This window comes from Streptomyces sp. NPDC026575, assembly GCF_055567415.1.
On sequence record NZ_JBVHQM010000037.1, the window covers coordinates 44,361 to 66,682 of the forward strand.

General features: G+C 71.3%; 19 protein-coding genes. 8 read left to right on the forward strand and 11 right to left on the reverse strand.

What is annotated here, in order from left to right; translation table 11 throughout:
* Positions 1 to 14 precede the first annotated feature (14 nt).
* Entirely contained in the window at positions 15 to 1,040 is a 1,026-nt protein-coding gene (ku, locus tag ACZ4NB_RS34680; protein ID WP_467667019.1) for a non-homologous end joining protein Ku, read from the reverse strand.
* Positions 1,041 to 1,070: 30 nt separating this feature from the next.
* Between ku and ligD the strand changes: the two genes are divergently transcribed.
* Together ligD and murJ are read left to right on the forward strand one after the other, a co-directional pair.
* Positions 1,071 to 1,964, forward strand: a complete 894-nt coding sequence (gene ligD, locus ACZ4NB_RS34685) for a non-homologous end-joining DNA ligase (RefSeq protein WP_467667020.1) — start codon at positions 1,071 to 1,073, stop codon at positions 1,962 to 1,964.
* Between the two features lie 10 nt (positions 1,965 to 1,974).
* Complete coding sequence (murJ, locus tag ACZ4NB_RS34690) at positions 1,975 to 3,678, forward strand: murein biosynthesis integral membrane protein MurJ (RefSeq protein ID WP_467667021.1); 1,704 nt, start codon at positions 1,975 to 1,977, stop codon at positions 3,676 to 3,678.
* A gap of 18 nt (positions 3,679 to 3,696) precedes the next feature.
* Here murJ and ACZ4NB_RS34695 read toward each other — a convergent pair whose 3' ends face one another.
* A complete protein-coding gene (locus tag ACZ4NB_RS34695; RefSeq protein ID WP_467667022.1) occupies positions 3,697 to 4,101 on the reverse strand; it encodes a hypothetical protein in 405 nt (134 codons plus the stop codon).
* 379 nt (positions 4,102 to 4,480) lie between these two features.
* On the opposite strand from ACZ4NB_RS34695, the gene ACZ4NB_RS34700 reads away from it, so the two are divergent.
* From ACZ4NB_RS34700 to ACZ4NB_RS34715, 4 genes are all read left to right on the forward strand, one after another.
* Positions 4,481 to 5,707 carry an MFS transporter gene (locus ACZ4NB_RS34700; protein WP_467667023.1) on the forward strand — a complete coding sequence of 409 codons (1,227 nt, stop codon included), beginning with the start codon at positions 4,481 to 4,483 and terminating at the stop codon, positions 5,705 to 5,707.
* Between the two features lie 265 nt (positions 5,708 to 5,972).
* A complete protein-coding gene (locus tag ACZ4NB_RS34705; RefSeq protein ID WP_467667047.1) occupies positions 5,973 to 6,740 on the forward strand; it encodes an endonuclease I family protein in 768 nt (255 codons plus the stop codon).
* 126 nt (positions 6,741 to 6,866) lie between these two features.
* Positions 6,867 to 8,111: a D-alanyl-D-alanine carboxypeptidase family protein gene (locus ACZ4NB_RS34710; RefSeq protein ID WP_467667024.1), complete on the forward strand. Its 1,245-nt coding sequence runs from the start codon at positions 6,867 to 6,869 to the stop codon at positions 8,109 to 8,111.
* Between the two features lie 292 nt (positions 8,112 to 8,403).
* Complete coding sequence (locus ACZ4NB_RS34715; RefSeq protein WP_085922226.1) at positions 8,404 to 8,607, forward strand: cold-shock protein; 204 nt, start codon at positions 8,404 to 8,406, stop codon at positions 8,605 to 8,607.
* A 108-nt stretch (positions 8,608 to 8,715) separates the two neighbouring features.
* Here the strand turns inward: ACZ4NB_RS34715 and ACZ4NB_RS34720 are convergent, their stop codons facing one another.
* The 3 genes from ACZ4NB_RS34720 to ACZ4NB_RS34730 all read right to left on the reverse strand — a co-directional run bounded on the left by ACZ4NB_RS34720 (position 8,716) and on the right by ACZ4NB_RS34730 (position 10,687).
* On the reverse strand, positions 8,716 to 9,294 hold the full coding sequence (locus tag ACZ4NB_RS34720) for a GNAT family N-acetyltransferase (protein ID WP_467667025.1): 579 nt from the start codon (positions 9,292 to 9,294) through the stop codon (positions 8,716 to 8,718).
* Positions 9,295 to 9,352: 58 nt separating this feature from the next.
* Entirely contained in the window at positions 9,353 to 9,547 is a 195-nt protein-coding gene (locus tag ACZ4NB_RS34725) for an antitoxin (protein WP_467667026.1), read from the reverse strand.
* Positions 9,548 to 9,661: 114 nt separating this feature from the next.
* The gene (locus ACZ4NB_RS34730; RefSeq protein ID WP_467667027.1) at positions 9,662 to 10,687 is read right to left on the reverse strand and encodes an alpha/beta hydrolase; all 1,026 of its coding nucleotides are present in this window, start codon (positions 10,685 to 10,687) and stop codon (positions 9,662 to 9,664) included.
* A 197-nt stretch (positions 10,688 to 10,884) separates the two neighbouring features.
* Between ACZ4NB_RS34730 and ACZ4NB_RS34735 the strand changes: the two genes are divergently transcribed.
* Positions 10,885 to 11,199: a hypothetical protein gene (locus ACZ4NB_RS34735; protein ID WP_467667028.1), complete on the forward strand. Its 315-nt coding sequence runs from the start codon at positions 10,885 to 10,887 to the stop codon at positions 11,197 to 11,199.
* 65 nt (positions 11,200 to 11,264) lie between these two features.
* Here ACZ4NB_RS34735 and ACZ4NB_RS34740 read toward each other — a convergent pair whose 3' ends face one another.
* The 6 genes from ACZ4NB_RS34740 to ACZ4NB_RS34765 are packed head-to-tail and all read right to left on the reverse strand — an operon-like array spanning position 11,265 to position 20,819.
* On the reverse strand, positions 11,265 to 14,306 hold the full coding sequence (locus tag ACZ4NB_RS34740) for an alpha-mannosidase (RefSeq protein WP_467667029.1): 3,042 nt from the start codon (positions 14,304 to 14,306) through the stop codon (positions 11,265 to 11,267).
* A 58-nt stretch (positions 14,307 to 14,364) separates the two neighbouring features.
* A complete protein-coding gene (locus ACZ4NB_RS34745; RefSeq protein WP_467667030.1) occupies positions 14,365 to 16,458 on the reverse strand; it encodes an endo-beta-N-acetylglucosaminidase in 2,094 nt (697 codons plus the stop codon).
* Positions 16,455 to 17,741: a glycoside hydrolase 5 family protein gene (locus ACZ4NB_RS34750; protein WP_467667031.1), complete on the reverse strand. Its 1,287-nt coding sequence runs from the start codon at positions 17,739 to 17,741 to the stop codon at positions 16,455 to 16,457. The genes ACZ4NB_RS34745 and ACZ4NB_RS34750 overlap by 4 nt, the downstream gene beginning before the upstream one ends.
* 45 nt (positions 17,742 to 17,786) lie before the next feature.
* Positions 17,787 to 18,650, reverse strand: coding sequence for a carbohydrate ABC transporter permease (locus tag ACZ4NB_RS34755; protein WP_467667032.1), 864 nt, complete (start codon positions 18,648 to 18,650; stop codon positions 17,787 to 17,789).
* Complete coding sequence (locus ACZ4NB_RS34760) at positions 18,647 to 19,516, reverse strand: carbohydrate ABC transporter permease (protein ID WP_467667033.1); 870 nt, start codon at positions 19,514 to 19,516, stop codon at positions 18,647 to 18,649. The genes ACZ4NB_RS34755 and ACZ4NB_RS34760 overlap by 4 nt, the downstream gene beginning before the upstream one ends.
* A 10-nt stretch (positions 19,517 to 19,526) precedes the next feature.
* A complete protein-coding gene (locus tag ACZ4NB_RS34765; protein WP_467667034.1) occupies positions 19,527 to 20,819 on the reverse strand; it encodes an ABC transporter substrate-binding protein in 1,293 nt (430 codons plus the stop codon).
* A gap of 397 nt (positions 20,820 to 21,216) precedes the next feature.
* Here ACZ4NB_RS34765 and ACZ4NB_RS34770 point away from each other — a divergent pair, with 397 nt between their 5' ends.
* A complete protein-coding gene (locus ACZ4NB_RS34770; protein ID WP_467667035.1) occupies positions 21,217 to 22,317 on the forward strand; it encodes a LacI family DNA-binding transcriptional regulator in 1,101 nt (366 codons plus the stop codon).
* Positions 22,318 to 22,322: the final 5 nt, after the last annotated feature.

Below are 22,322 nucleotides of genomic sequence, written 5' to 3' on the forward strand. Positions count from 1 at the left end.
CGAACTGCGGGCGGTCAGCCGGACTTCCTGGCGGTGGTCTTCTTCGCGGCGGTCTTCTTGGGCGTGGCTTTCTTGGTCGTCGTCTTCTCCGGGGATGTGCTCGCGGTGCTCTTGGCGGTGCTCTTCGTCGCGGTCTTCTGTGTCGTCGTCTTCCGCGTCGCGGTCTTCTTTTCCGGGCCGCCGGCCGCGGTCTTCTTCGGCGTGGTCTTCCTCGCCGTCTTCCGCCCCCGTAGGGGCGTCACGGACGCCGACTCCTCGGCCTGCCTACCGCCCCCCTGGGCGGCCCGCACGCTCTTCTCCAGTGCCGCCGTCAGATCGATGACCTGGGCGCCGGACGGCGTCGCGGGGACGACCGGCTCCTCGCCCTCCAGCTTCGCGGCGACCAGCTCCTCGACGGCCTCCCGGTAGTCGTCGTGGAGTTCGGCCGGGTCCAGCTCGCCCAGGGAGTCCATCAGGGTCTCGGCCAGCGCCATCTCGTTCTTGCGGATCTCGACCTCGTCGGGTGCGATGCCGGTGGCGGGCCGGATCTGATCCGGCCACAGCAGCTGGTGCATCACGATCGCGCCGTCGTGTGCCCGCAGCATCGCCAGCGACTCCCGCCCTCGCATCGCCACCTTGCCGATCGCGACCTTCCGATGGTGCTCCAGCGCCTCCCGCAGCACCGCGTACGGTTTGACGGCGGCCGCCCCGTTGGGCCCCAGGTAGTAGGACTTGTCCATCTGGAGCGGATCGATCTCGGCGGGGTCGACGAAGGACAGGATCGACAGCGTCTTGGCGGTCGGCATCGGCAGCTGGGAGAGATCGTCGTCGGTGATCGGCACGACGGTGTCGTCGCCGGGCGGCTGATAGCCCTTGCCGACCTCCTCGTTCGGGACCTCCTCGCCGTCCAGCTCGCAGATCTTCCGGTACTGGACCGGAGCGCCGTCCTTCTCGTGGATGCGCACGAAGGAGACCGAGGAGGTGCGGTCGGTGGCGCTGTACGTCTTCACGGGGATGGTGACCAGCCCGAACGATATCGACCCATTCCATATAGAACGCATATTTCATCCCTTGTGTGGGATTCTCATCGTATGTCGCCGATCACCATCGTGGAGGGGCGACGCCTCTCGCTGACCAACCTGGACAAGGTCCTCTATCCCGAGACCGGCACCACCAAGGGCGAGGTGCTGCACTACTGCACCACCACCGCCGACGCCCTGCTCCCGCACCTCCACGACCGGCCGCTGTCCTTCCTGCGCTACCCCGACGGGCCGGACGGCCAGCGCTTCTTCACCAAGAACGTGCCGCCCGGCACCCCCACCTGGGTGCGGACCTGCGAGGTCCCCCATTCGACGTCCGGGCCCACCCGCCAGGTCCTGCTGCAGGACCTCCCCGCGCTGGTCTGGGCCGCGAACCTGGTCGTCGAGCTGCACACACCGCAGTGGACGAGCCGGGCGCCGGGCCTCGCCGACCGCCTCGTCGTCGATCTGGACCCGGGCGCACCGGCCACCATCGTGGAGTGCTGCGTCGCGGCGCGGTGGCTGCACGAGCGGCTGGCCGCCGACGGCCTGGAGGTCTACGCCAAGACCAGCGGCTCCAAGGGCCTGCACCTCATCGCGCCCATCGAGCCCACCCCGTCCGAGCGGACCACCGCCTACGCCAAGCGGCTCGCCGCCGAGGCCGCGCGGGCCCTGCCGGACCTGGTCGTGGACAAGATGACCAGGTCGCTGCGCCCCGGGAAGGTCTTCATCGACTTCTCCCAGAACGCCGCCGCCAAGACCACCGCCGTCGCCTACACCCTGCGCGCCCGCGCCACCCCCACCGTCTCCACGCCCGTCACCTGGGACGAGATCGCCGACTGCACCGCACCGGAGCAACTCAGCTTCCTCTTCAGCGAGATCACCCCCCGCCGCGAACGCCACGGTGAGCTGCACGCGCCGCTGCTCGACCCGGACCGGGCCCGTCCACTTCCCGCAGCGGCATAGATTTGCCCTCATGATCGACGGGACATCGGACGACACCATGCAGTTGCGAGCGCCGGATGGGCGGATATCCGGCGCGGACGGGGACCGGGGCGACGGCAGCGGTGAGCAGGGCACCGGGAAAGGGGTGGCGCGCTCCTCGCTCCTGATGGCCATGGGGACGGTGGTCTCCCGCGCCACGGGGCTGATCCGGACGGTGCTCCAGGCGGCCGCGCTCGGCACCGGGCTGCTCGCCACCACGTACAACACCGCCAACGTCGTCCCGATGAGCATCTACACCCTGCTCATCGGCGGCGCGCTGAACTCCGTGCTGGTGCCGCAGCTGGTACGCGCAAGGGCCGAGCACGCCGACGGCGGCCGCGCCTACGAACAGCGGCTGGTCACCCTCGTGCTGAGCGTGCTCGCGGTCGGCACCCTGCTGTCGGTGTGGGCCGCCCCGCACATCGTCGCCGTCTACACCGCCGACACGCCCCGGACCCACGCCGCCTTCGAACTCACCGTGGTCTTCGCCCGCTTCCTGCTCCCGCAGATCTTCTTCTACGGGCTCTTCTTCATCCTCGGGCAGGTCCTCAACGCCCGCGGCAGGTTCGGCGCGATGATGTGGACGCCGGTGCTCAACAACATCGTGCTGATCGCGATGTTCGGCGTCTACCTCGGCCTGCTGGCCGGACCCGACCGGATCGAGGACATCACCCCCGGCCAGATCGACCTGCTGGGCCTCGTCACCACGGGCGGTATCGCCCTCCAGGGCCTGGCGCTGATCCCGTTCGTACGGGCCGCCGGCTTCCGCTTCCGGCCGCGCTTCGACTGGCGCGGCAGCGGTCTGCGCAAGAGCATCGCGGCCGCCCGCTGGACCCTGCTGTTCGTCCTCGCCAACCTGGTCGCGATGACCGTCGTCACGCACTACGCGGGCGCCGTCGACCAGCAACTCCCCACCGAGGGCGTGGGGTACACCGCCTTCAACTACGCCCAGGGCATCTGGATGCTGCCGCAGTCCATCGTCACCGTCTCGCTGGTGACCGCGCTGCTGCCGCGGATGAGTCGCGCGGTCACCGAAGGCCGCCTGGACGATCTGCGCGGCGACCTCTCCCGCGCCCTGCGCGTCAGCGGTGTCCTCATCGTCCCGGCGGCCTTCTTCTTCCTGGCCTTCGGCCCGCAGACCGCCCAACTGCTGTTCGCGCACGGCACCGTGGACGCGGCCTCGGCCGCGCCCGCCGGACATATGCTCCAGGCGTTCGGCCTCGGCCTGATCCCCTTCTCCGCCCAGTACCTGCTGCTGCGCGGCTTCTACGCCTTCGAGGACACCCGGACGCCGTTCTGGATGGCCTTCTGGACCAGCGCCGTCAACATTGCCCTGGCCACCGCCTGCTACCTGCTGCTGCCCGCCCGCTGGTCGGTCACCGGGATGGCCGCCGCCTACACCGTCGCGTACGGCATCGGGCTGCTGGTCACCGCGCGGCTGCTGCGCCGGCGGCTCGACGGGCGCCTCGACGGCCGGCGCCTGTGCCGTACGTACGGCAAGCTGACCGGGGCCGCCGCCGCGGCCGGAGCGGTCGGCTGGCTGGCGGCCCGGGCCTGCTCCGGCGTCCCGGTCCCGGAGGGCTGGACGCCCGCCCTGGCCCTGGCCGCCGGGGGCCTGACGATGGCCCTGATCTTCCTGGGTCTGGCCCGTGCCCTGAAGGTCGGCGAACTGCGCACCCTGCCCGGCCTGCGCTGAGGCGGGCGGCGGGCCCGCTCAGACCGCGTGCGGCCGCGGCCAGGACGCCCGCGCCGCGCCCTCGATCCAGCCGATGACGGCCTGTACCGCGGCATCGCTCAGCCCGGCCAGTTCTGCCACCGCGGCCTGGTCCCCGGCCGCCGGTGCGACCCCGGCCGCGGTGAGCGCCGCCTGGAGGTCCAGCCGCCGGCGGTCGGGCAGCGCCACCGGGCCCTGCAGCCGCTCCTCCGGGCGCGGGGGAGGGAGCGGCAGGTCATCGGGGTGTGCCGGCAGGACGGGCACCCGGTCCTCCGGGCGGGGCGGCGGGAGGAGGAGGTCCAGGGGCAGCGCACGGGTGTCGAGGCGGTCCTCGGCGCGCGGGGGAGCGAGGGCGTAGTCCGGTGTCGCGCCGTACGGCGGGCAAGCGGGGTGGTACGGCGGCATCGGGGCCTCCAGCGTGGTCCGAAGGGGTTCGGCGAGGGTTCGGGGGGTTCGGCGAAGGGCGCTTCAGTTCCGGGGGAGCGCCGGGCGGTTCGGGGAGGTCCGGGCGGTTCCGGGCTGTGACGCGTCGGTTCTTCGGAAGCCGTCCGCTGTGCCTCCGGTTGCGGGAACGGCGCGGGTTCACCCGATGGGAGCAAGGACCGGCACCCGCTCGGCGCAAATTTTGGAACGCTCGATCCAAAATGCGGTATCGTCCTCGGAGCGGGCGAGGTGGGGCTGTCGTGGCCTGTCGTGCCGCCCCTGCCGCGTGGCCGCCCGGAGGTCCGGGGGTCTTCGCCCGCTCTCGGAGGGGATCGATCGGATGGGAATGGGAGGTCGGGCCGTGCCGCGTGCCGTGTATGTGCTGGCCGTCGGGGTCTTCGCCATGGTGACCAGCGAGTTCGTGGTGGCCGGGCTGATGCCGCAGATGGCGGACGGGCTGGGGGTGGGGGTACCGCGGATCGGCTATCTCATCACCGCCTTCGCGGTGGCCATGGCGGCCGGTGGGCCGTTCCTCACCGTCGCCGTGGTGAAGCTCCGTCAGAAGTTCGCGCTGATGGTGCTGTTCGGGATATTCCTGGCGGGCAATGTGCTCGCCGCGCTCGCCCCGGACTACGGGGCGATGCTGGTCGCGCGGATCGTCACCGGGGTCGCCTCGCAGGCGTTCTTCGGCGTCGCGATGTCGATCTGTGTCCAACTGACCCGGCCGGAGGTCCGCGGCCGTGCCATCGCGGTGCTGATGAACGGGCTGATGCTCGGCACGCTGCTGGGGCTGCCGCTGTCGACGGTCGTCGGTGAACGCTTCGGCTGGCGGGTGGCGTTCTGGGTCATTTCCGGGATCGCGGTGCTGGCCGCGCTCGCCACGCTCGCCGGAGTTCCCCGGCTGGGGCGCGCCGACGGTGGCGGGAACGTCCGGGAAGAGCTGGTCGTCTTCAGAAATCCCCGGCTGTGGCTGGTGTTCTCCACCAGCACCCTCATCATCGGTGCGACATTCTCGGCGTTCAGCTATGTCAATCCCATTCTGACCGGGGTCACGGGATTCAGTACCGGGACCGTACCGCTGCTGCTGATCGGATACGGCGCCGCCACGGTCATCGGCAATACCGTCGTGGGGCGACTGGCGGACCGGTTCACCGTCGGTGTCCAACTCGCCGGGCTGGCGCTGAATTTCCTCTTTCTGGCCGGGTTCGCACTGCTGGCCCATCTCGCCGTGCCGGCGGTGGTCATGCTGATGGGAATCGGTCTGGTCGGTGTCACGATGAATCCGGCGATGGCCACCCGTGTGCAACGCACGGGTAACGCCCGGCCGTTGGTGAACACCGTGCACTCGTCCTTCATCACCTCCGGCGTCATCGTGGGTTCCTCGGTCGGCGGTCTGGCGATCGACTCCTTCGGGCTGCGTGCTCCGTTGTGGCTCGGTGCCGCGCTGGCCGCCATCGGGATCGCCACACTCCTGCCCGACCTGCGCCGTCGACCCGGCGCGGTGCCGACGACCTCGGCCTCGGCCCCCGCGCCGGCGGTCCAGGTGCCCGCCGCCGAGCGGAAGGAGGTCTGCACGGCGCGGCCCTGACGGTGGATCGAAGAATTCCGCGACTCCTTTCGGGGGGAATTCGGTGATTGCCACGGGGCGGACACACAACTCTCCCCTGGTGTTCACACTGTGGTGATTACCGCGATGGAAGGCTGCCAAGTGGCCGTATTCCCAACGGCCGGTGCCGGTCGTGCCCCACACATTTCACGGCCTGGTACCACAATTCGGGGAGAGGACACCCTTCGTGGACAAGACCCACATAAGTCGCCGTGGCCGCGTGCTGGCCATCGCCGCCACCACCGTCATGGTGGCGGTGGCCGTGCAGATCACGACCAGTGCGACGGCCACCCCGGCCGCACCGCGCGGTTCCGTCACCGCCTATGACGACACGTACTACAAGGACGCCATCGGCAAGACCGGCCCGGAACTCAAGACCGCACTGCACCGGATCATCAGCGAGACCCAGACCGGAAAGCTGACCTATTCCCAGGTCTGGGACGCCCTGAAGGACACCGACGAGGACCCGGCCAACAGCGCGAACATCATTCAGCTGTACACCGGAAAGTCCCAGAGCAAGAACTCCAACGGCAGCAATCCGGACGACTGGAATCGCGAGCACGTCTGGGCGAAGTCGCACGGCGACTTCGGCACCGCCACCGGTCCCGGAACCGACATCCACCATCTGCGGCCGGCGGATGTGTCCGTCAACAGCACCCGCGGGAACAAGGACTTCGACAACGGCGGCACGGAGGTCGGCGAGGCCCCGGGCAACTACACCGACGGCGACTCCTTCGAGCCCCGCGACGCGGACAAGGGCGATGTCGCCCGAATGATCCTCTACATGGCCGTCCGCTACGACGGCGACGACGGCTTCCCGGACCTGGAGCCCAACGACAAGGTCGACAACGGCAGCCAGCCGTACCTCGGCCGGCTCTCGGTCCTGAAGGAGTGGAGCCGAACGGACCCGCCGTCCGACTTCGAGAAGCGCCGCAACCAGGTGATTTTCGACAAGTACCAGCACAACCGGAACCCGTTCATCGACCACCCCGAGTGGGTCAACGAGATCTGGTAACCGCGACCGGGCCGGGACGGCCGTGGCGCGTCGGGGTCGGCCCGGCGCGCCACGGCGCCCGGCCGCCGGGCATCGGATGGAGTAGGCCAACCGGCGCGCGGCAGGGGGCGTTCATAGCGTGGCCTCATGTCGAGCGCGAGGTGGGACCCCGTCAGAGTCGTGACCGCGTTGTCGGTGTGTGCCGCGAGCCTGCTGGCCGCGACCGGACCGGCGCGCGCCGATGGCCCGTACGGCGTCGACGACCTGCGGGCCGGCGCGCACGCCGTCGGACCGGGCGGCCCCGGGAGCCGGCTGGACCATCGGGGCCTGCAGTTCCTGCCCCGGCGGGAGGTGTCCGCGCCGCCGAAGGTCTCCGCGCTGTCGTGGATGGTGACCGACCTGGGGAGCGGCAAGATCCTGGCGGCCCAGAACGCCCACCGGCCGCTGCCGCCCGCCAGCACGCTCAAGGCCCTCTTCGCGCTGACCGTGCTGCCGCGGTTCTCCCAGCGGGAGGTGCACACCGTCTCCGCCGCCGACCTGACCGGCATCGAGGCGGGCAGCTCGCTCGCGGGCCTGAAGCAGGAGGTGCCGTACCGCGTCGCGGACCTCTGGTACGGCGTGTTCCTGCGCTCGGGCAGCGACGCGGTGCACACCCTGGCCGGCATGAACGGCGGCTGGGACAAGACCATCGACGATATGCAGCAGATGGCGCGCCGCCTGGGCGCACGCGACACCAGGGTGGAGTCCGCGGACGGCTTCGACACGCCGGGGCAGTACTCGTCGGCGTACGACCTGTCGCTGTTCGGGCAGGCCGGCCTGACCAACCGCGACTTCGCCCACTTCGCCTCGACGAAGTGGGCCGAGGTCCCGGAGGGCGCCCCGGACGCGTCCGAGCTGCAGAACACCAACCGGCTGCTGGTCGGCTCGCACGGCGTCCGCCCGTACGACGGCCTGATCGGGGTGAAGAACGGCTATACGTCGCACGCCGGCAACACCCTGATCGCCGCCGCCGAGCGCGACGGCCGCAGGCTGCTGGTCACCGTCATGAACCCGCGGTCCGGCGGCCGCAACGCCGTCTACGAGGAGGCCCGCGCCCTGCTGGACTGGGGCTTCGAGGCGGCTCCGCGGGCCGCGGCCGTCGGCATGCTGCCCACGATGGCGCCGGGGGAGCGGCAGGAGGGACCGGAGCATGTCGTGCACCGGCCGCACTCGTCCACTGCACCGCACAAGGCCGCGGTCGCGGTCCAGGCCGCATCCGACGCCGAGGCGCGGCACCGGTGGCTGCTGTCGGCCGCCGGAGGCGCCGGCGCCGTGGCCGTCGCCGGGCTCGGATCCGCACTGTGGTGGCGTCGGCGCGCTCCGCGCGAAGCCGGCGACGGGGAGTCGGACTGAGCCGGTTCCCGCACCGTCGATCGTCGTACATCAGTCCGATGCGTCAGGGATACGGGGGACGGCGACTGGCCTTCCTGGTGATGGGCGACGCGTCAGCAACGGTTGTACCGCCCACCGGGCACCGCTCGGTGTAGCGTCCTGATCAGCTGTCGTGGTTCCGAAGTACCGGGCGCCCGTGTCGCATTCACGGGCGTTCTTGCTGTGCGGTGCGTGTCCGGGCCAAGGCGATCACCTCCGGTTTCCGCGGTACGCGCGGAAACCGACGCAAGCCCATTGAACGAAGGAGACGTACATGGCTTCCGGCACGGTGAAGTGGTTCAACTCGGAGAAGGGCTTCGGCTTCATCGCTCAGGACGGCGGCGGCGCCGACGTCTTCGCGCACTACTCCAACATTGACGCCACCGGCTTCCGTGAGCTGCAGGAGGGCCAGAAGGTGACCTTCGAGGTCACCCAGGGCCAGAAGGGGCCCCAGGCGGAGAAGATCCGGCTGGCGTGAGCGCGGCCGCAACGGCACCGGCGCCCGCTCCCGGACTCGGGGGCGGGCGCCGCCGCGCGAAACGGGCCCCGGCCTCCCCCGATCGGCCGCGGGCAGCGGCATCGGCCCTCAGGGGCGGCGGTCGTTGAGGATCTTCTGGAAGAGCCGGTGGTCGCGCCAGGCGCCGTTGATGTGCAGGTAGTTCTCGGCGGTGCCGAACGGGGTGAAGCCGCACTTGGTCAGCACCCGCTGCGAGGCGGCGTTGTCGACGAGGGTCCCGGCCTGCAGCCGGTGCAGCCCCAGCTCCGTGTCGGCGGCGGCGCAGACCGCCCGCACCGCGGCGGAGGCGAGCCCGCGCCCCACCTGGCCCGCGTCGATCCAGTAGCCGACGTTGCCGCTGCGGAACGGGCCCCGCACGATGCCGGAGAGGGTGATCGTGCCGACGATGTCGGGCTCCGCCGCACCGCCGTCCGGCTCCCGGACCAGCACCCAGGGCATCGACCGCCCGGCGCTGCGCTCCGTGAGCGACTCCCGCAGCCGTTCCGCCTGTCCGGCGGGGGTGAAGAAGACCTCGTCCCGGTCCGGCTCCCAGGGGCGCAGATGATCACGGCTGCGCAGGTAGGAACGGGCGAGACCGGTGGCGTCCTCGGGCGCCGCCGGGCGCATCAGGACATCGGGCGTGAGCCGGACGGACGACGCGGAGATCATCCGTACAGCGTACGGGCGAGACGGCGCCCCGGGACCGCTCTCGGCGGAACCGCCGACTTCAGGCCTGCGGTGGCTGATCCCTGTCCTGCCCGCTGCCGAACTGGCCCCTGAGCTTGTCCTGGGCGGTGTCGACCTGGCCCTGGTACTTGCCCTGGGTCTTCTCGTCGACCATGTCGCCGGCCTTGTCGATGCCCTTGTCCGTCTGGGATTCGTGGCCCTTCAGCATCTGCTTGATCTTGTCCATCATGGACATGAGTCGTCCTCCTCACCACGGTTCCCCCACGCCTCCAGCATCGCCCCCCACCAGGCGATCTGCATCCGCGCACCGGGGGCGTGGCATCCCGCCCCCGGCCGCCGTCGCCCCGGATCAGGAGCCGCTCGCCACCGGCCCCTTCAGCTGGTCGCTGATGAACTTGATCGAGCCGTCCGCCATGCCCTTCTGGTAGTCCCAGGCGTTGTGCCGGCCGCCGGGTATGAGCTGCATCGAGGTGTGTATCGGACCCTTGCCGTACGTCCGGCGGAACTTCTCTATCGAGGCGGATACGGAGGAGGACTCCCGGCTCCCGGCCTGGAAGGCGAGGTAGACGTCCGGGCCGCCCTTCTGGAGGAGGCGCTGGGCGAGCTTCTCCGGGTTGTTGGCGTCCTTCTCCGCCTGGTGCCCCGCCCACAGGGGCGAGTCCGGCACGATGTCCGGGCCGCTGGCTATCGCCGCCTTGAACTTCTCCGGGTACTTCAGTACGGACTTCAGCCCCGCGAAACCACCCGAGGACGAGCCCATGAAGGCCCAGCCGTCCCGCGACTTGTAGGTGCGGAAATTGGCCTTGGTGAGGTTGACGACGTCCTCGGTCAGCCAGGTCCCCATCTTCTGCTGCCCGGGAATGTCGCTGCCGTCGTGGTACTGGGTGTCCGGGTTGAGCATCGGCATCACCACGATGAACGGCAGGCTCTTGCCCTCCGCGGTCCACTTCGTGATGTTCTCCTGGAGCGCGATATCGCCGCCGACCCAGTAGTTGGTGACACCGCCCTGCTCCTTCGGGCTGCCCAGACCGCCCGGCAGGGCGATCAGCACCGGAAAGCCGCTCTTGGCGTACTTCGGGTCCTGGTACTCCTTCGGGGCCCAGACCCAGACGCTGCCGGTGACGCCCGATTTCGCGCCCTGGAGCGTCGCGCGCGCTATATGGGTGCCGTCATCCAGCGTGCGGGTGATCCGGAAGTCGCTCTTGGGGCCGGTGGGCAGCAGGGTGTCGGCGTCCGCGGGCTCGACCCGCGCACCGCCCCCGTCCTTGGCGCCGGCGTTGAAGTCGACCGGGTTTCCGGTGTCCGAGCAGCCGGCGAGCAGCCCGCAGCTGGCGACGAGGGCGGTCGTGAGCGCGACGGCGTAGCGATGTTTCAACGGTGACTCCGCGACGGGGTGATCAAGTACAAGTGCTCATATAGAGGGAAAACCGGCTGGTGGGGTTCCCTCGCCGGTCCCCTGGTCGCGGGACGGGCCCCGACCCCGGCTCACCCGTACGGCGTAGTCCCCCCTCGGCGGTTTCTCCCCGGCCCGCTCGACGGGCAGCGCGGCGCGGTCCGGCCGAGAATGCAGCGGTGAGCGATGAACACCGCAGTGCCGACCACACCGCGCCGCGCGCCGTGCCGGGTGACGAGGAACGACGGCTTGCCAGGAAGGCGCTGGCCGGCCGGGCGCGGGACGCGCACGATCTGACGTTGCTGATGGACATGCTGGGCCTGGACGCGAGCCGGGACCCGGGCCAGGAGTCATGCGGCCAGGAGCCGGGCCCCGGCCCCGGGACCGGCCGTGGCCGACGGGCCGGACGCGGCGCCGGGCGCGAGCGGCGCGCCGAGCTGCGCCGCGACACCTGCCGCGACGCCCGGTCACGCTCGGGCGGTCCCAGGACCTGACGCCCGCCCCGGGCCCGCCCACGCCCGCCCCCGGCCCGCCCACCGCCTGATCGACGGGACGCCGCTCAGAGATCCCCCGCCCGGCGCAGCCGCAGGGTCACGATCTGGAACGGGCGGAGCCGCATCCGGACCGTGCCGCCGTCCCGCTCGATCTCCGGGCCGTCGTCGGTCGGCCGCTCCAGCAGATCGGTGGTGACGGCGCCGGCCACCTCGAAGCCGGCCGTCACCGACGTGACCGCCCGCCCGCCGTGCGCCTCGTGGAGACGCACGATCACATCGCCGCTCGCGTCGTCGGCGAGCTTGACCGCGGTGACCACCGTCGCGTCGTTGCCGACCGTGATCAGCGGCGGCACCGGCCGCGTGCCGGGGATCCGGCGCTCGGGCAGGTTGAGGCGGTGCCCCTCGCGCACCGCGTCGCCGATGGCGGCGCCGGGCACCAGCGCATAGCGGAAGCGGTGCACACCCTGGTCGGTCTCCGGGTCGGGGAAGCGCGGGGCGCGCAGCAGCGAGAGCCGCACGGTCGTGGTCGTGCCCCGGTCGCCGCCGTCCCGGACGGTACGGGTGACGTCATGGCCGTAGGTCGCGTCGTTGACCAGCGCCACGCCCCAGCCCGGCTCCTCCAGATGCACGAACCGGTGCGCGCACGCCTCGAACTTGGCCGCCTCCCAGCTGGTGTTGGTGTGGGTGGGCCGGTAGAGGTGCCCGAACTGGGTCTCCGCGGCATAGCGCTCGGCGTGCATGTCCAGCGGGAACGCGGCCTTGAGGAACTTCTCCGTCTCGTGCCAGTCGACCTCGGTGTCGATGTCCAGGCGCCGCTGCCCGCGCGCCAGCGTCAGCGACTGCACCACCCGCGAACCGCCGAAGGTACGGGTCACCCGCACCGTCGCCGCGTCCCCGGACACCTCGCCCAGCACGACCTCGTCCGCGTCCGTCAGATCGGTGACGACATGGCGGTAGAACGCGTCCACGTCCCAGGCGTCCCACATGTTCGGGAAGTCCGGGTGGATCTGCAGCAGGTTCGCCGCCGCTCCCGGGGCCACCGCCTCACGGTCGGCCTGCCGGTCGTACGCGGAGACCACCAGGCCGCGGCCGTCGATCACGATCCGCAGCAGACCGTTGGTGAGCGTGAACCCGCCGTCGTCACGGGCCGCGGCGGACACCTCCGGCCCCTCGGCCACCGCGGGCGCCACCGCACCGGCCGCGACCCCGCCGCGGGCGTGCGGCGCGGAGTTCGCCACCAGCTGCCCGCCGCCGTCGCCGGCCAGCGCCGCCAGCGCGGCGGCGATGATCCCCTCCAGCTCGGCGGCGACCGACGCATACGTCCTCGCCGCCTCGCGATGCACCCAGGCGATGGAGGAGCCGGGCAGGATGTCGTGGAACTGATGGAGCAGCACCGTCTTCCAGATCCGGTCCAGCTCGGCGTAGGGGTAGGGGTGCCCGGCCAGGACGGCGGCGGTGGCCGACCACAGTTCGGCCTCCCGCAGCAGCTGCTCGCTGCGCCGGTTGCCGCGCTTGGTCCTGGCCTGGCTGGTGAGGGTCGCGCGGTGCAGTTCCAGATACAGCTCGCCCACCCACACCGGAGCGTGCGGGTACTCCGCCTCCGCCTTCGCGAAGAAGTCGGCCGGCCGCTCCCACTCCACCGTGGGCGAACCGTCCAGATCGCGCAGCCGGCGGGCCTTGGCGATCATCTCGCGGGTGGTGCCCCCGCCGCCGTCGCCCCAGCCGGTCGGCGCCAGCGAGTGCCGGGCCACCCCCTTGTCCTTGAAGTTCCGTGCCGCGTGGGCGATCTCGCTGCCCGCCATCTGGCAGTTGTAGGTGTCCACCGGCGGGAAGTGCGTGAAGATCCGGGTGCCGTCGATGCCTTCCCAACGGAAGGTGTGGTGCGGAAACGCATTGACCTGGCTCCAGGAGATCTTCTGCGTCAGCAGCCACTTCGACCCCGCCGCCCTGATGATCTGCGGCAGCCCCGCGGCGAAACCGAAGGTGTCCGGCAGCCACGCCTCGTCGTTCTCGACGCCGAACTCCTCCAGGAAGAACCGCTTGCCGTGCACGAACTGCCGCGCCATCGCCTCCGACCCGGGCATGTTGGTGTCCGACTCCACCCACATCCCGCCCGCCGGGACGAACCGCCCCTCCGCGACCGCCTTCTTGACCTTGGCGTAGACCTCGGGCCGGTGCTCCTTGATCCAGGCGTACTGCTGCGCCTGCGACATGGCGAAGACGAACTCCGGCTCGTCCTCCAGCAGCGCCGTCATGTTCGACGTCGTACGGGCCACCTTCCGCACGGTCTCGCGCAGCGGCCACAGCCACGCCGAATCGATATGGGCGTGCCCCACCGCGCTGATCCGGTGCGCCGACGCGCCCGCGGGCGCCGCCAGCACCGCGCTCAGCTCCGAACGCGCCGCCCCCGCCGTCGCGTTGACCCGCTGCAGGTCCACCGCGTCCAGCGCCCGGCCGACCGCCCGCAGCACCTCCCAGCGTCGCGGGCTGTCCACCGGGAGCTCCACCATCAGCTCGCCCAGCACCTCCAGGTCCAAGATCAGCTCCCAGACCTCGGTGTCGAACACCGCCAGGTCCATCCGCGCCAGCCGGTACTGCGGCTCGCTGCCCGCGGTCTCCAGGTCGCCCAACAAGGTCGGCTGGAAGGGAGGGACGCCGAGGATGACGGGGTTGGACGCGGCCTCCAGATGCCATTCGACCCGCTCGCCACCGCGGACCGGCGCACCCACCCGCACCCACTGGTTGCGCGGATTGATCGCCTTGACCGGAGCGCCGTCGGGCAGATGGACCAGCGCCTCGCACTGGAAGCCCGCCATCCGCTCGTCGAACCCCAGGTCCAGCACGGCCTCCACGGTGCGGCCGGCCCACCGCGCGGGCACCTCGCCGACCACCTTGAACCACGTCGTGCCCCAGGGCGCGCCCCAGGCGTCGCCCACCGCCACCGGCGAGTGCGCGGCGGCCAGGCCCTCCGCCACCGGCACTGGCTCACCCGGCGCGACCCACGCCGAGACCTCCAGGGGAACCGATTCCGGATACAGCGCGGGCCGGATGCGCTCGTCCAGGACCCGCTTGAGGCGGGCTTCGATCAGTGCGCGATCGTCATGCATGGCGATGACTCCGTAGCGTCGAGGGGTGCGGGAGGCGGCCCTACCGCAACATCGGTCCCTACCAGGCGAGTTCGGTCTCGGCAGGCTCCGATGCGGTGAACAGTTCCTGTACGGCGCGCACCTGGAGCCGGGCGGCCGGCTCGTTCTGCGCGCGCCGCAGCCCCGGTAGGTGGAAGGCCGTACCGCAGGTGCCGCCGAGGAACCGGCGTGTGCCGTCCGGGAGCCGCCGGTGCAGCTCGTAGTGGCGCACCGGACCGGGGGCGCGCCGCCAGCGCAGCCGCAGCGAGGCCGCCCCGTCGGCGGTGGCGGTGTCGGTGATCTCCAGCCCGCTGGGCGGGGCCGGGGTGGTGACCCCGTCATGGACCGCCAGCGCCCCCAGCCGCCAGGCCACCGGCGCACCGCCGCGGCCGGTCAGCCGTACGCCCAGGGCGTGTACCGGGCCGGCGCCGAGCGAGCCCAGCCGTACCGGGTCGGTGCGCCAGCCGCCGCCCGGCTCCAGGGTGCCGGCCGGCAGATACCCGTACGGGGCGGGCGCGCCCGGTGCCGGCGCCTCCCGCAGGGCGACCGCGACCTCGACGGCCACCGGGCCCGACGACGGATCGAGCCGATGGGTGAGATCCAGGACCGTCGCGGCACCGGCCGGCAGCCGGGCCCAGAACAGTTCCAGCGTGGCCGGTGCGTCCAGGGCACCGCGCACCAGCAGACTGCTGCCGCCGCGCCAGGCGTCGGCGAAGTCCAGCGACACGTCCGGGCGCCGGCCCTTGGTCCATATCGCCCAGCGCCTCGGCGGCAGCCGGTCCTGCAGCCCGAGGTGGTTCCAGGGCGTGTCGGAGGTGACCGCGCCGTCCTCGTACCAGCGCAGACCGTGCCCGGTGTTGAAGGTGCTGGCGAACGGCAGCGCGCTGAGCGTCGCACGGTCGGCGACCGCGGTGGCCGGTGCCCGCCAGCCGCCGCCCGTGCCGCCGGGCCTGGTCGGGTCCAGGCCCGCACCGGACCAGAACCGGTCGTCGGCGGCGTGGAACTGGCCGGGCGTCCGCCCCGCGGGCAGATGCGAGAGCGTCCACTCGGGACGGTAGAAGCCGTACGACACCACATGGTCGCGCCCGGCGGGGACGATCGCGTCCCAGTCGGTGCGGGTGTCCCAGCCCGCCGACTCCACGTCGACCCCGGCCCACAACTCGTAGCGGCTGCGGCCCAGTTGCTCCGCCAGACGGCCCGAGTCCGCCAGCCGCCCCGCGCTCCAGCGGAAGTCGACGAACAGCGCATCGGCGACCGGTCCCGCCGTGTCCTGGAAGAACGGCCGGTTCAGCTCGTTGAGCGCGCCCTGCCAGCCGACCCGACCGGTGGTGTTCATCGCGTCGTACCAGGTGATCCGCAGACCGCGCGGGGCGCCCGCGGCCCGCAGCGCCCGCAGGAACGCCTGCATATCGGCGGCCAGCGCGGCATCCCCGCCCTCGGTCTCCGCGTTGATGAACCAGCCGTCGAAGCCGTACACCGTCGCGACCTGCACCAGCTTGGCGGCGAGCGGGAAGCGCCCGGAGGCGTCCCGGCGCACCAGATCGCGGGTCCAGCGCAGCTGCCCGCCGAAGGCGGCCGGTGGCAGGAAGACGGTGCCGAGCACGGGGACGCCGTTGCGGTGCGCGGCGTCGACGACCGGGGCGTTCGGGGCGAGGATCAGGCCCTCGCCGGAGGAGCCGCCCCAGAAGACCAGCTCGTCGAGGTACGCCCAGTGCGTCGGCGCGTAGTAGTCCGCCGTCGCCGAGCCCTGGGACGGGTTGCCCGCGGTGTGGTCGAAGGCCGCCAGCGCGCTGATCCGGGCCTGGCCCGCGCGCGCCGTGGTGTTCGCCGGGACCGGGGTGAAGCGCTCGGCCAGCGGCACGGTCGCCGTGTTGAACGCCAGGTCCCGGTCGGTCTCGGGACGCCAGTCCATAAGGCTCCGCCAGGTGATGCCCTCCCCTGGCGTGCCCGACGGCAGTGAGTGGGGGAACCAGTACGACGCGTACGGCTGCAGGGAGTCCGCGGCACGGGCCCCGGGGCGGCCGGCGGCCAGCGCCGAGCCGCCCCCGAGGGACGGCCCGAGCAGCGCGGCCGCGGCGCCGGCCCCGGCCAGCAGCACACGGCGGCGGGGGACGGGCGGCGGTTGCCGGTTCATGAGGTGCTCCTCCGATGGGGGACGGATGGCGACGGGCGGCGCGCCGCGCCGACCTCGTCGGGTGTGCGGACCTCGGTGATCCCACGGGCCGTCAGATGGGCGGTGTCGGTGGCGAGTTCGGCGAGTACGAGCGCGGGCCGGGCCCCCTGGGCGGCCAGCTCCGCCCATGCCTCGAAGACCGGGCCGCCGGGTGCGCACACCGAGCGCCGCGGCGCCGCCTTCGCACCTCCGGCATCGACGACCAGCGCCGTGCTGCGCACCGGCGGCCGATGCGCCCGCCCGCGGTACTCCGCGACCAGCGCCGCGATCGCCCGGCCCGCCGGCTTGACCGTACGGTCGTTGCGCAGCAGGCCCAGGCCGTACTCCAGCTCGGGGAAGTCCGCGAGCGAGCGCGCCACATCGTGCGAACACCACCAGGTCACGCCCCACAGGTCCGGGCAGTCCAGCGCGGCCGCGACGGTGGCCTCGGTGAAGCGTGCCGCGCCCTCTTCGGGGATGTGCGGGGCGGGGGCGCCGACCTCCTGGAGCCACACCGGGCGGTGCGGGTCCACGGCCCATGCCTTGGACAGCTCGACCAGGTACGCGGCGTGCTGCTCGGTGGCGGTGCCGGTCGGCCCGTGCCGCTGTGCGGTGCCGTTGAACACCCAGGAGTGCACGGCCGTGACGGCGCCGAGCCGGGCGGCGTGGGCGGGCGTGAAGGGGTGGCCGTCGCGGTACCAGGCGAGGTCGTGCGCGGCGTGCAGATGCGTCCGGCCCGGCGCGCCCCGCTCGCACGCCGCGAGCATCCGCGTCAGCCAGGCTTCTGCCTGCTCGTCGGTGATCCGGTCCGGGTCCGGGTGCGGACCGTCGGAGAACTGGTTGATCTCGTTGCCGAGCGTCATCCCGAGGAAGTTCGGCCGGTCGGCGAGCGCCGCCGCCAGCGTCCGCAGATACTCCTCCTGGCCCGCCAGCACCTCCGGATCGGTGAAGATGTTCCGGCGGTGCCAGGTCTGCGTCCAGGCGGGAAGGAAGTCGAAGCTCGACAGATGGCCCTGCAGCCCGTCGACGGTGACGTCGAGGCCGCGTTCGGCCGCGGCGTCCGCCAGGTGCACCAGCTGCTCCACGGCACGCGGCCGGATCAGGGTGCGGTTGGGCTGGAAGAGCGGCCAGAGCGGGAAGACCCGGATGTGGTCCAGGCCGAGGGCGGCGATCGAGTCGAGGTCGGCGCGCACGGCGTCCAGGTCGAAGTCGAGCCAGTGGTGGAACCAACCTCGGGTCGGGGTGTAGTTGGCGCCGAATCGCATAAGGCTCCTATGGGTACGGGCGGGAAGCGGGCGGGCCGGGGCGGTTCAGCCCTTGACGGCGCCCTCGCCGACGCCGCGGAAGAAGTAACGCTGCAGACAGGCGAACAGCACGATCAGCGGGACGACGGCGATGACGGTGCCGGCCGCGACCAGCCGCTGGTTGTCCGCGAAGGTGCCGTGCAGAAAGTTCAGTCCGATGGTGAGGGTGAACTTCGACTGGTCGCTCAGCACGATCAGCGGCCACAGGAAGTCGTCCCAGGCGCCCATGAACGAGAAGATCGCCACGACCGCGAGGGTGCCCCTGACCGACGGCAGCGCGATCCGTACGAACCGCTGCCAGGCGTTGGCCCCGTCGACGAACGCCGCCTCTTCGACCTCGTACGGCAGACCCGCGAAGGCGTTCCGCATCAGCAGCACGTTCATCGCCCCGATGCAGCCGGGCAGCACCACACCGAGCAGGGTGTCGTTGAGCCGCAGTTCCCGCATCGTGACGAACTGGGCGATCATGATGCTCTCGACCGGCACCAGCATCGCCATGATGAAGACGACCAGTGCGGCCTTACGGCCCCGAAAGCGCATCCGGGCCAGCGCGTAGCCGGCCAGCGCCGCCCCCACGCAGTTGGTGACCACATTGGCGGTGGCGACCTTCAGGGAGTTCAGCGCGAAGTCCCAGACCGGGATGGTCTCCGCGACGCCGGCGTAGTTGGCCAGGGTGGCGTGCTGCGGGATCAGGCTCGGCGGATAGCGGTAGATGTCCTCGCCCGGTCCCTTGAGGGAGGTGGACAGCTGCCACAGGAACGGCCCGATGGTCAGCGCCAGCACGGCGAGCAGCAGGAGATAGCGCAGCGGCAACCGCCACCGCCGCAGCCGCCGTTGCCGCTCGCGCCGCCACCGTGCCGCGGCGTTCACGCCTCCTCCCTACGGCCGGCACGCAGCACCAGCAGCATCAGTCCCAGCGTGATCACGAAGACCACGACGGACAGTGCGGAGGCATAGCCGACCCGGCCGCTGAGACCGGTTCCGGCCTGCTGGACGAGCATCACCAAGGTGGTGTCCTCCCCGCCGGGGCCGCCGGTCGGGCCGGCCATCAGATAGACCTCGGAGAACACCTTGAAGGCGCTGACCGCGGAGAGGGCGGCCACCAGCACCATCGTGCCGCGCACCGCGGGCACCGTGACGGTCACGAAGCGGCGCACCGCCCCCGCGCCGTCGACCGCGCACGCCTCGTGCAGCTCCCGCGGAACGTTCGCCAGCGCCGCCAGATAAATGATCATGTAGTAGCCGAGGCCCTTCCAGACGGTGACCGCCATCGCGCTGAGCAGCAGCAGCCAGGGGTCGCTGAGGAAGCCCGCCTTGCCGAAGCCCAGGCCCTCCAGCAGGGCATTGACCAGCCCCCGGTCGTCCAGCAGCCACACCCAGATCAGACCGACCACGACCACGGAGGCGACCACCGGCGTGTAGAACGCGGCCCGGAAGAACGCGATCCCGGGTATCTGCCGCTGCACCAGCATGGCCAGCAGCAGCGGCAGGATCACCAGCAGCGGGACGACCCCCAGGACGTACAGCAGGCTGTTGCGCAGCCCCGTCCAGAACATCGCGTCATGGATCAGCTCCTGGTAGTTGGCGCCGCCGACGAACCGACCCCCGGTGAGCGTGCGGGCATCGGTGAAGGAGTGCGCCACCGTGCTGAGGAACGGATAGAGGCCGAACGCGGCCACGACGAGCAGCCCGGGACCGAGGAACAGCCAGGGACTGGCCGGTTTGTGCGTCTTCACGGGCCCGGCCTCAGCCGGTCTTCAGCAGGCGGTTGCACTCGGCCACCGCACCGTCCAGCGCCGCCTCGGGGGACTGCTTGCCCTGCACGGCCCTGGCGACCGCGTTGCGCAGCACGGTCTTCATCTGGTCGCTGAGCAGCACCGGGGTGTAATTCACCGCGGTCTTCAGCGATTTGGCCGATGCCACCCGCACCCGGGTCGCGTCGGTGCCGTCCTCCTTGGTGAAGTACGGATCGTCCAGCGAGCCCTTGGTACTGGGGAAGATGGTGACCTTCTTGGCGAAGGCCATCTGGTTCTTCTTGTCGGTGACGAAGTGCGCGAACGCGACCGCCGCCGGCTTGACCTGGCTCTGCGTGTTCACCATCAGGCCCTGGACGTACATATTGGCCTTACCGGTGTTGTTGACCGCGTCGGTGATGCCAATGTGCCGATAGAGGCTCGGTGCCTCCTTCTTGAAGTTCTCCAGATCGAGCGCGCTGCCCGGATTCATCGCCACCGACTGCTGCTGGAACTTCCGCCCCGACGACTCCGCCTGCGCGGTCAGCGCCTGCGAGTCCAGCGCCCCGGACGCATACAGCTCCTTGTAGTGCCGCAGCAGCTCCACGCCCTTGGGCTCGTTGAACGTGAACTCCGTGCCGCGGGCGTTCATCAGCCGTACGCCGTACCGTCCGAAGTCCTCGATCGACGGCGTGCTGGCGAGCATCGCTATCTTCCGCCCGCTCTTCTCCGCCATCGCGACCGCGTCCGTGAAGAGCTGGTCGTAGGTGGCCGGTGGCTTCTCCGGATCGAGTCCGGCCTTCTCGAAGAGGTCCTTGTTGTAGAACATCGGCCCGGTGTTCAGATACCAGGGAAAGGCATAGACCCCCGGCAGCCCCGGCATCTCATGACTCCGCCACGCGCCGGGGAGATACTCTCCGCGGTACTTCCCCGCGGCCTTTTCCAGGTCGAGCGCCAGCCCCGCCTTGGCCAATGGATAGGCGAGATCCGGCGAAACATTGACGACGTCCGGCAGCGTCCCGCCCGCCGCATCCGCACTCAACTTCTGCGGGTACCCCTCGGCCGGCTGATCCACCCACTTCACCTTGGCATCCGGATACTCCCTCTCGAAATCCGCGATGACGCCCTCGAAGTAGTCCTTGAAATTGGCCTTGAGATTCCAGGTCTGGAACGTGACCTGTCCCTCGACCTTCCCCGAGGCGCTGTCCGCCCCGTCGGAGCCCCCTGAGGCCCCGCATGCGGCCAAGGCGAGTGCCGGGATGACCCATGCTGCCGTCGCGGCAGCCGCTCTACGGGAAAAACGCATGACTGGCGGCTCCTTCGCTCGAACGTGCTCGAACCAGACACCGATGGGACCGCCGCGCCGGACCAGGTAGACCAGTGACCCAAAAGCAAACCAGTGTGCGGTGAAACCAGTGGCGCGACTAAGGGAGATGGAATGTGGAAACCGGAAGGCCGAAACCGGAAGGTGGTTTTCTTGACCACTCCGCAGGATATTGCACTGGTCCTCGGGCGACGATGCGGCAGACGCTACTAATGCGGTTTAGTGGGTGTCAACACCCCGGCCCTGAACAACCTCGTTCCACGCTGGTGGGCGCCGTCGTCAGGGCGTTCGCCGCGGCCGTCCGTGCAGGGTTTGACACGGCACTTGCGCCTGATCAGACTGGGCGCACTAATGCGGTTTAGGTCGAGGAGAGCCCGCCATGACAGCGCCCGGTGAGGCCGCCCGCCGCAAGCCGGCGCGCCGACCGACGATCAAGGACATCGCCCGCCGGGCCGGGGTGTCGGAGAGCGCCGTCTCCTTCGCGCTCAACGACCGGCCGGGCGTCTCCCCGGACACCCGCGCCCGGGTACGGCGCGTCGCGGAGGAACTGGGCTGGCAGGCCAACAGCGCGGCCCGCGCGCTGTCCGGCGAGCACGCCGGCGCCCTGGGGCTGGTGCTCGCCCGGCCCGCGCGGACCCTGGGCGTGGAGTCCTTCTTCCTCCAGCTCCTCTCCGGCATCCAGGAAGTGCTCTCGGTACGCAGGATCGCGCTGCTCTTCCAGGTCGTCGAGGACCTCGACGCCGAATGCGCGCTCTACCGCCGCTGGTGGGCCGAACGTCGGGTGGACGGCGTCCTCGTCGTCGACCCGCGCACCGAGGACCCGCGGCCGGAGCTGCTCGCCGCACTCGGCCTGCCCGCCGTCGTCATCGGCGGCCCGGCCGCCCCGGGCCCGGCCACGGCCGAGCCGGCCGCCGCCCCTCCGCAGCCCCCGCTCTCCACGGTCTGGGCCGACGACTCCGAGGCCATGGCCCGGGTCCTCGACCACCTCCACGGCCTCGGACACCGCCGGATCGTGCATGTGGCGGGCCTGCCGGGCCTGGCCCACACCGAACGCCGCATCCGCTCACTGCGCACCGAAGCGGCCCGCCGCGGTCTCGACGCGGACCAGGTCCGCTCCGTGACCACGGACTACTCCGACGCCGAAGGGGCCCACGCCACCCGCCGCCTCCTCGACGCCCCCGAGCCGCCCACCGCGATCATCTACGACAACGATGTGATGGCCGTGGCCGGCGCCTCGGTCGCCGCCGGGCGCGGCATCCCCGTCCCCGACCGGCTGTCGATCGTGGCCTGGGACGATTCGGCGCTCTGCCGCGTCACCCACCCCCGGCTGACCGCACTGGTCCGCGACACCCCCGGCTTTGGACGCCTCGCCGCCCAGGAGCTCCTCGGCGTCCTCGACGGGGGACCGCCGCGCACCGTGCAGGGCGAACAGCCGCATCTGGAGGCCCGTGAGAGCACCGGCCCCTGCCCCGCCGGCTGAGGCGG

Excerpts from the sequence above, each read along its gene's own strand:
- ku (WP_467667019.1), bottom strand. The coding sequence starts at position 1,040 with ATGCGTTCTATATGGAATGGGTCGATATCGTTCGGGCTGGTCACCATC.
- ligD (WP_467667020.1), top strand. The coding sequence starts at position 1,071 with ATGTCGCCGATCACCATCGTGGAGGGGCGACGCCTCTCGCTGACCAAC.
- murJ (WP_467667021.1), top strand. The coding sequence starts at position 1,975 with ATGATCGACGGGACATCGGACGACACCATGCAGTTGCGAGCGCCGGAT.
- ACZ4NB_RS34695 (WP_467667022.1), bottom strand. The coding sequence starts at position 4,101 with ATGCCGCCGTACCACCCCGCTTGCCCGCCGTACGGCGCGACACCGGAC.
- ACZ4NB_RS34705 (WP_467667047.1), top strand. The coding sequence starts at position 5,973 with ATGGTGGCGGTGGCCGTGCAGATCACGACCAGTGCGACGGCCACCCCG.
- ACZ4NB_RS34710 (WP_467667024.1), top strand. The coding sequence starts at position 6,867 with ATGTCGAGCGCGAGGTGGGACCCCGTCAGAGTCGTGACCGCGTTGTCG.
- ACZ4NB_RS34715 (WP_085922226.1), top strand. The coding sequence starts at position 8,404 with ATGGCTTCCGGCACGGTGAAGTGGTTCAACTCGGAGAAGGGCTTCGGC.
- ACZ4NB_RS34720 (WP_467667025.1), bottom strand. The coding sequence starts at position 9,294 with ATGATCTCCGCGTCGTCCGTCCGGCTCACGCCCGATGTCCTGATGCGC.
- ACZ4NB_RS34725 (WP_467667026.1), bottom strand. The coding sequence starts at position 9,547 with ATGTCCATGATGGACAAGATCAAGCAGATGCTGAAGGGCCACGAATCC.
- ACZ4NB_RS34740 (WP_467667029.1), bottom strand. The coding sequence starts at position 14,306 with ATGCATGACGATCGCGCACTGATCGAAGCCCGCCTCAAGCGGGTCCTG.
- ACZ4NB_RS34745 (WP_467667030.1), bottom strand. The coding sequence starts at position 16,458 with ATGAACCGGCAACCGCCGCCCGTCCCCCGCCGCCGTGTGCTGCTGGCC.
- ACZ4NB_RS34750 (WP_467667031.1), bottom strand. The coding sequence starts at position 17,741 with ATGCGATTCGGCGCCAACTACACCCCGACCCGAGGTTGGTTCCACCAC.
- ACZ4NB_RS34765 (WP_467667034.1), bottom strand. The coding sequence starts at position 20,819 with ATGCGTTTTTCCCGTAGAGCGGCTGCCGCGACGGCAGCATGGGTCATC.
- ACZ4NB_RS34770 (WP_467667035.1), top strand. The coding sequence starts at position 21,217 with ATGACAGCGCCCGGTGAGGCCGCCCGCCGCAAGCCGGCGCGCCGACCG.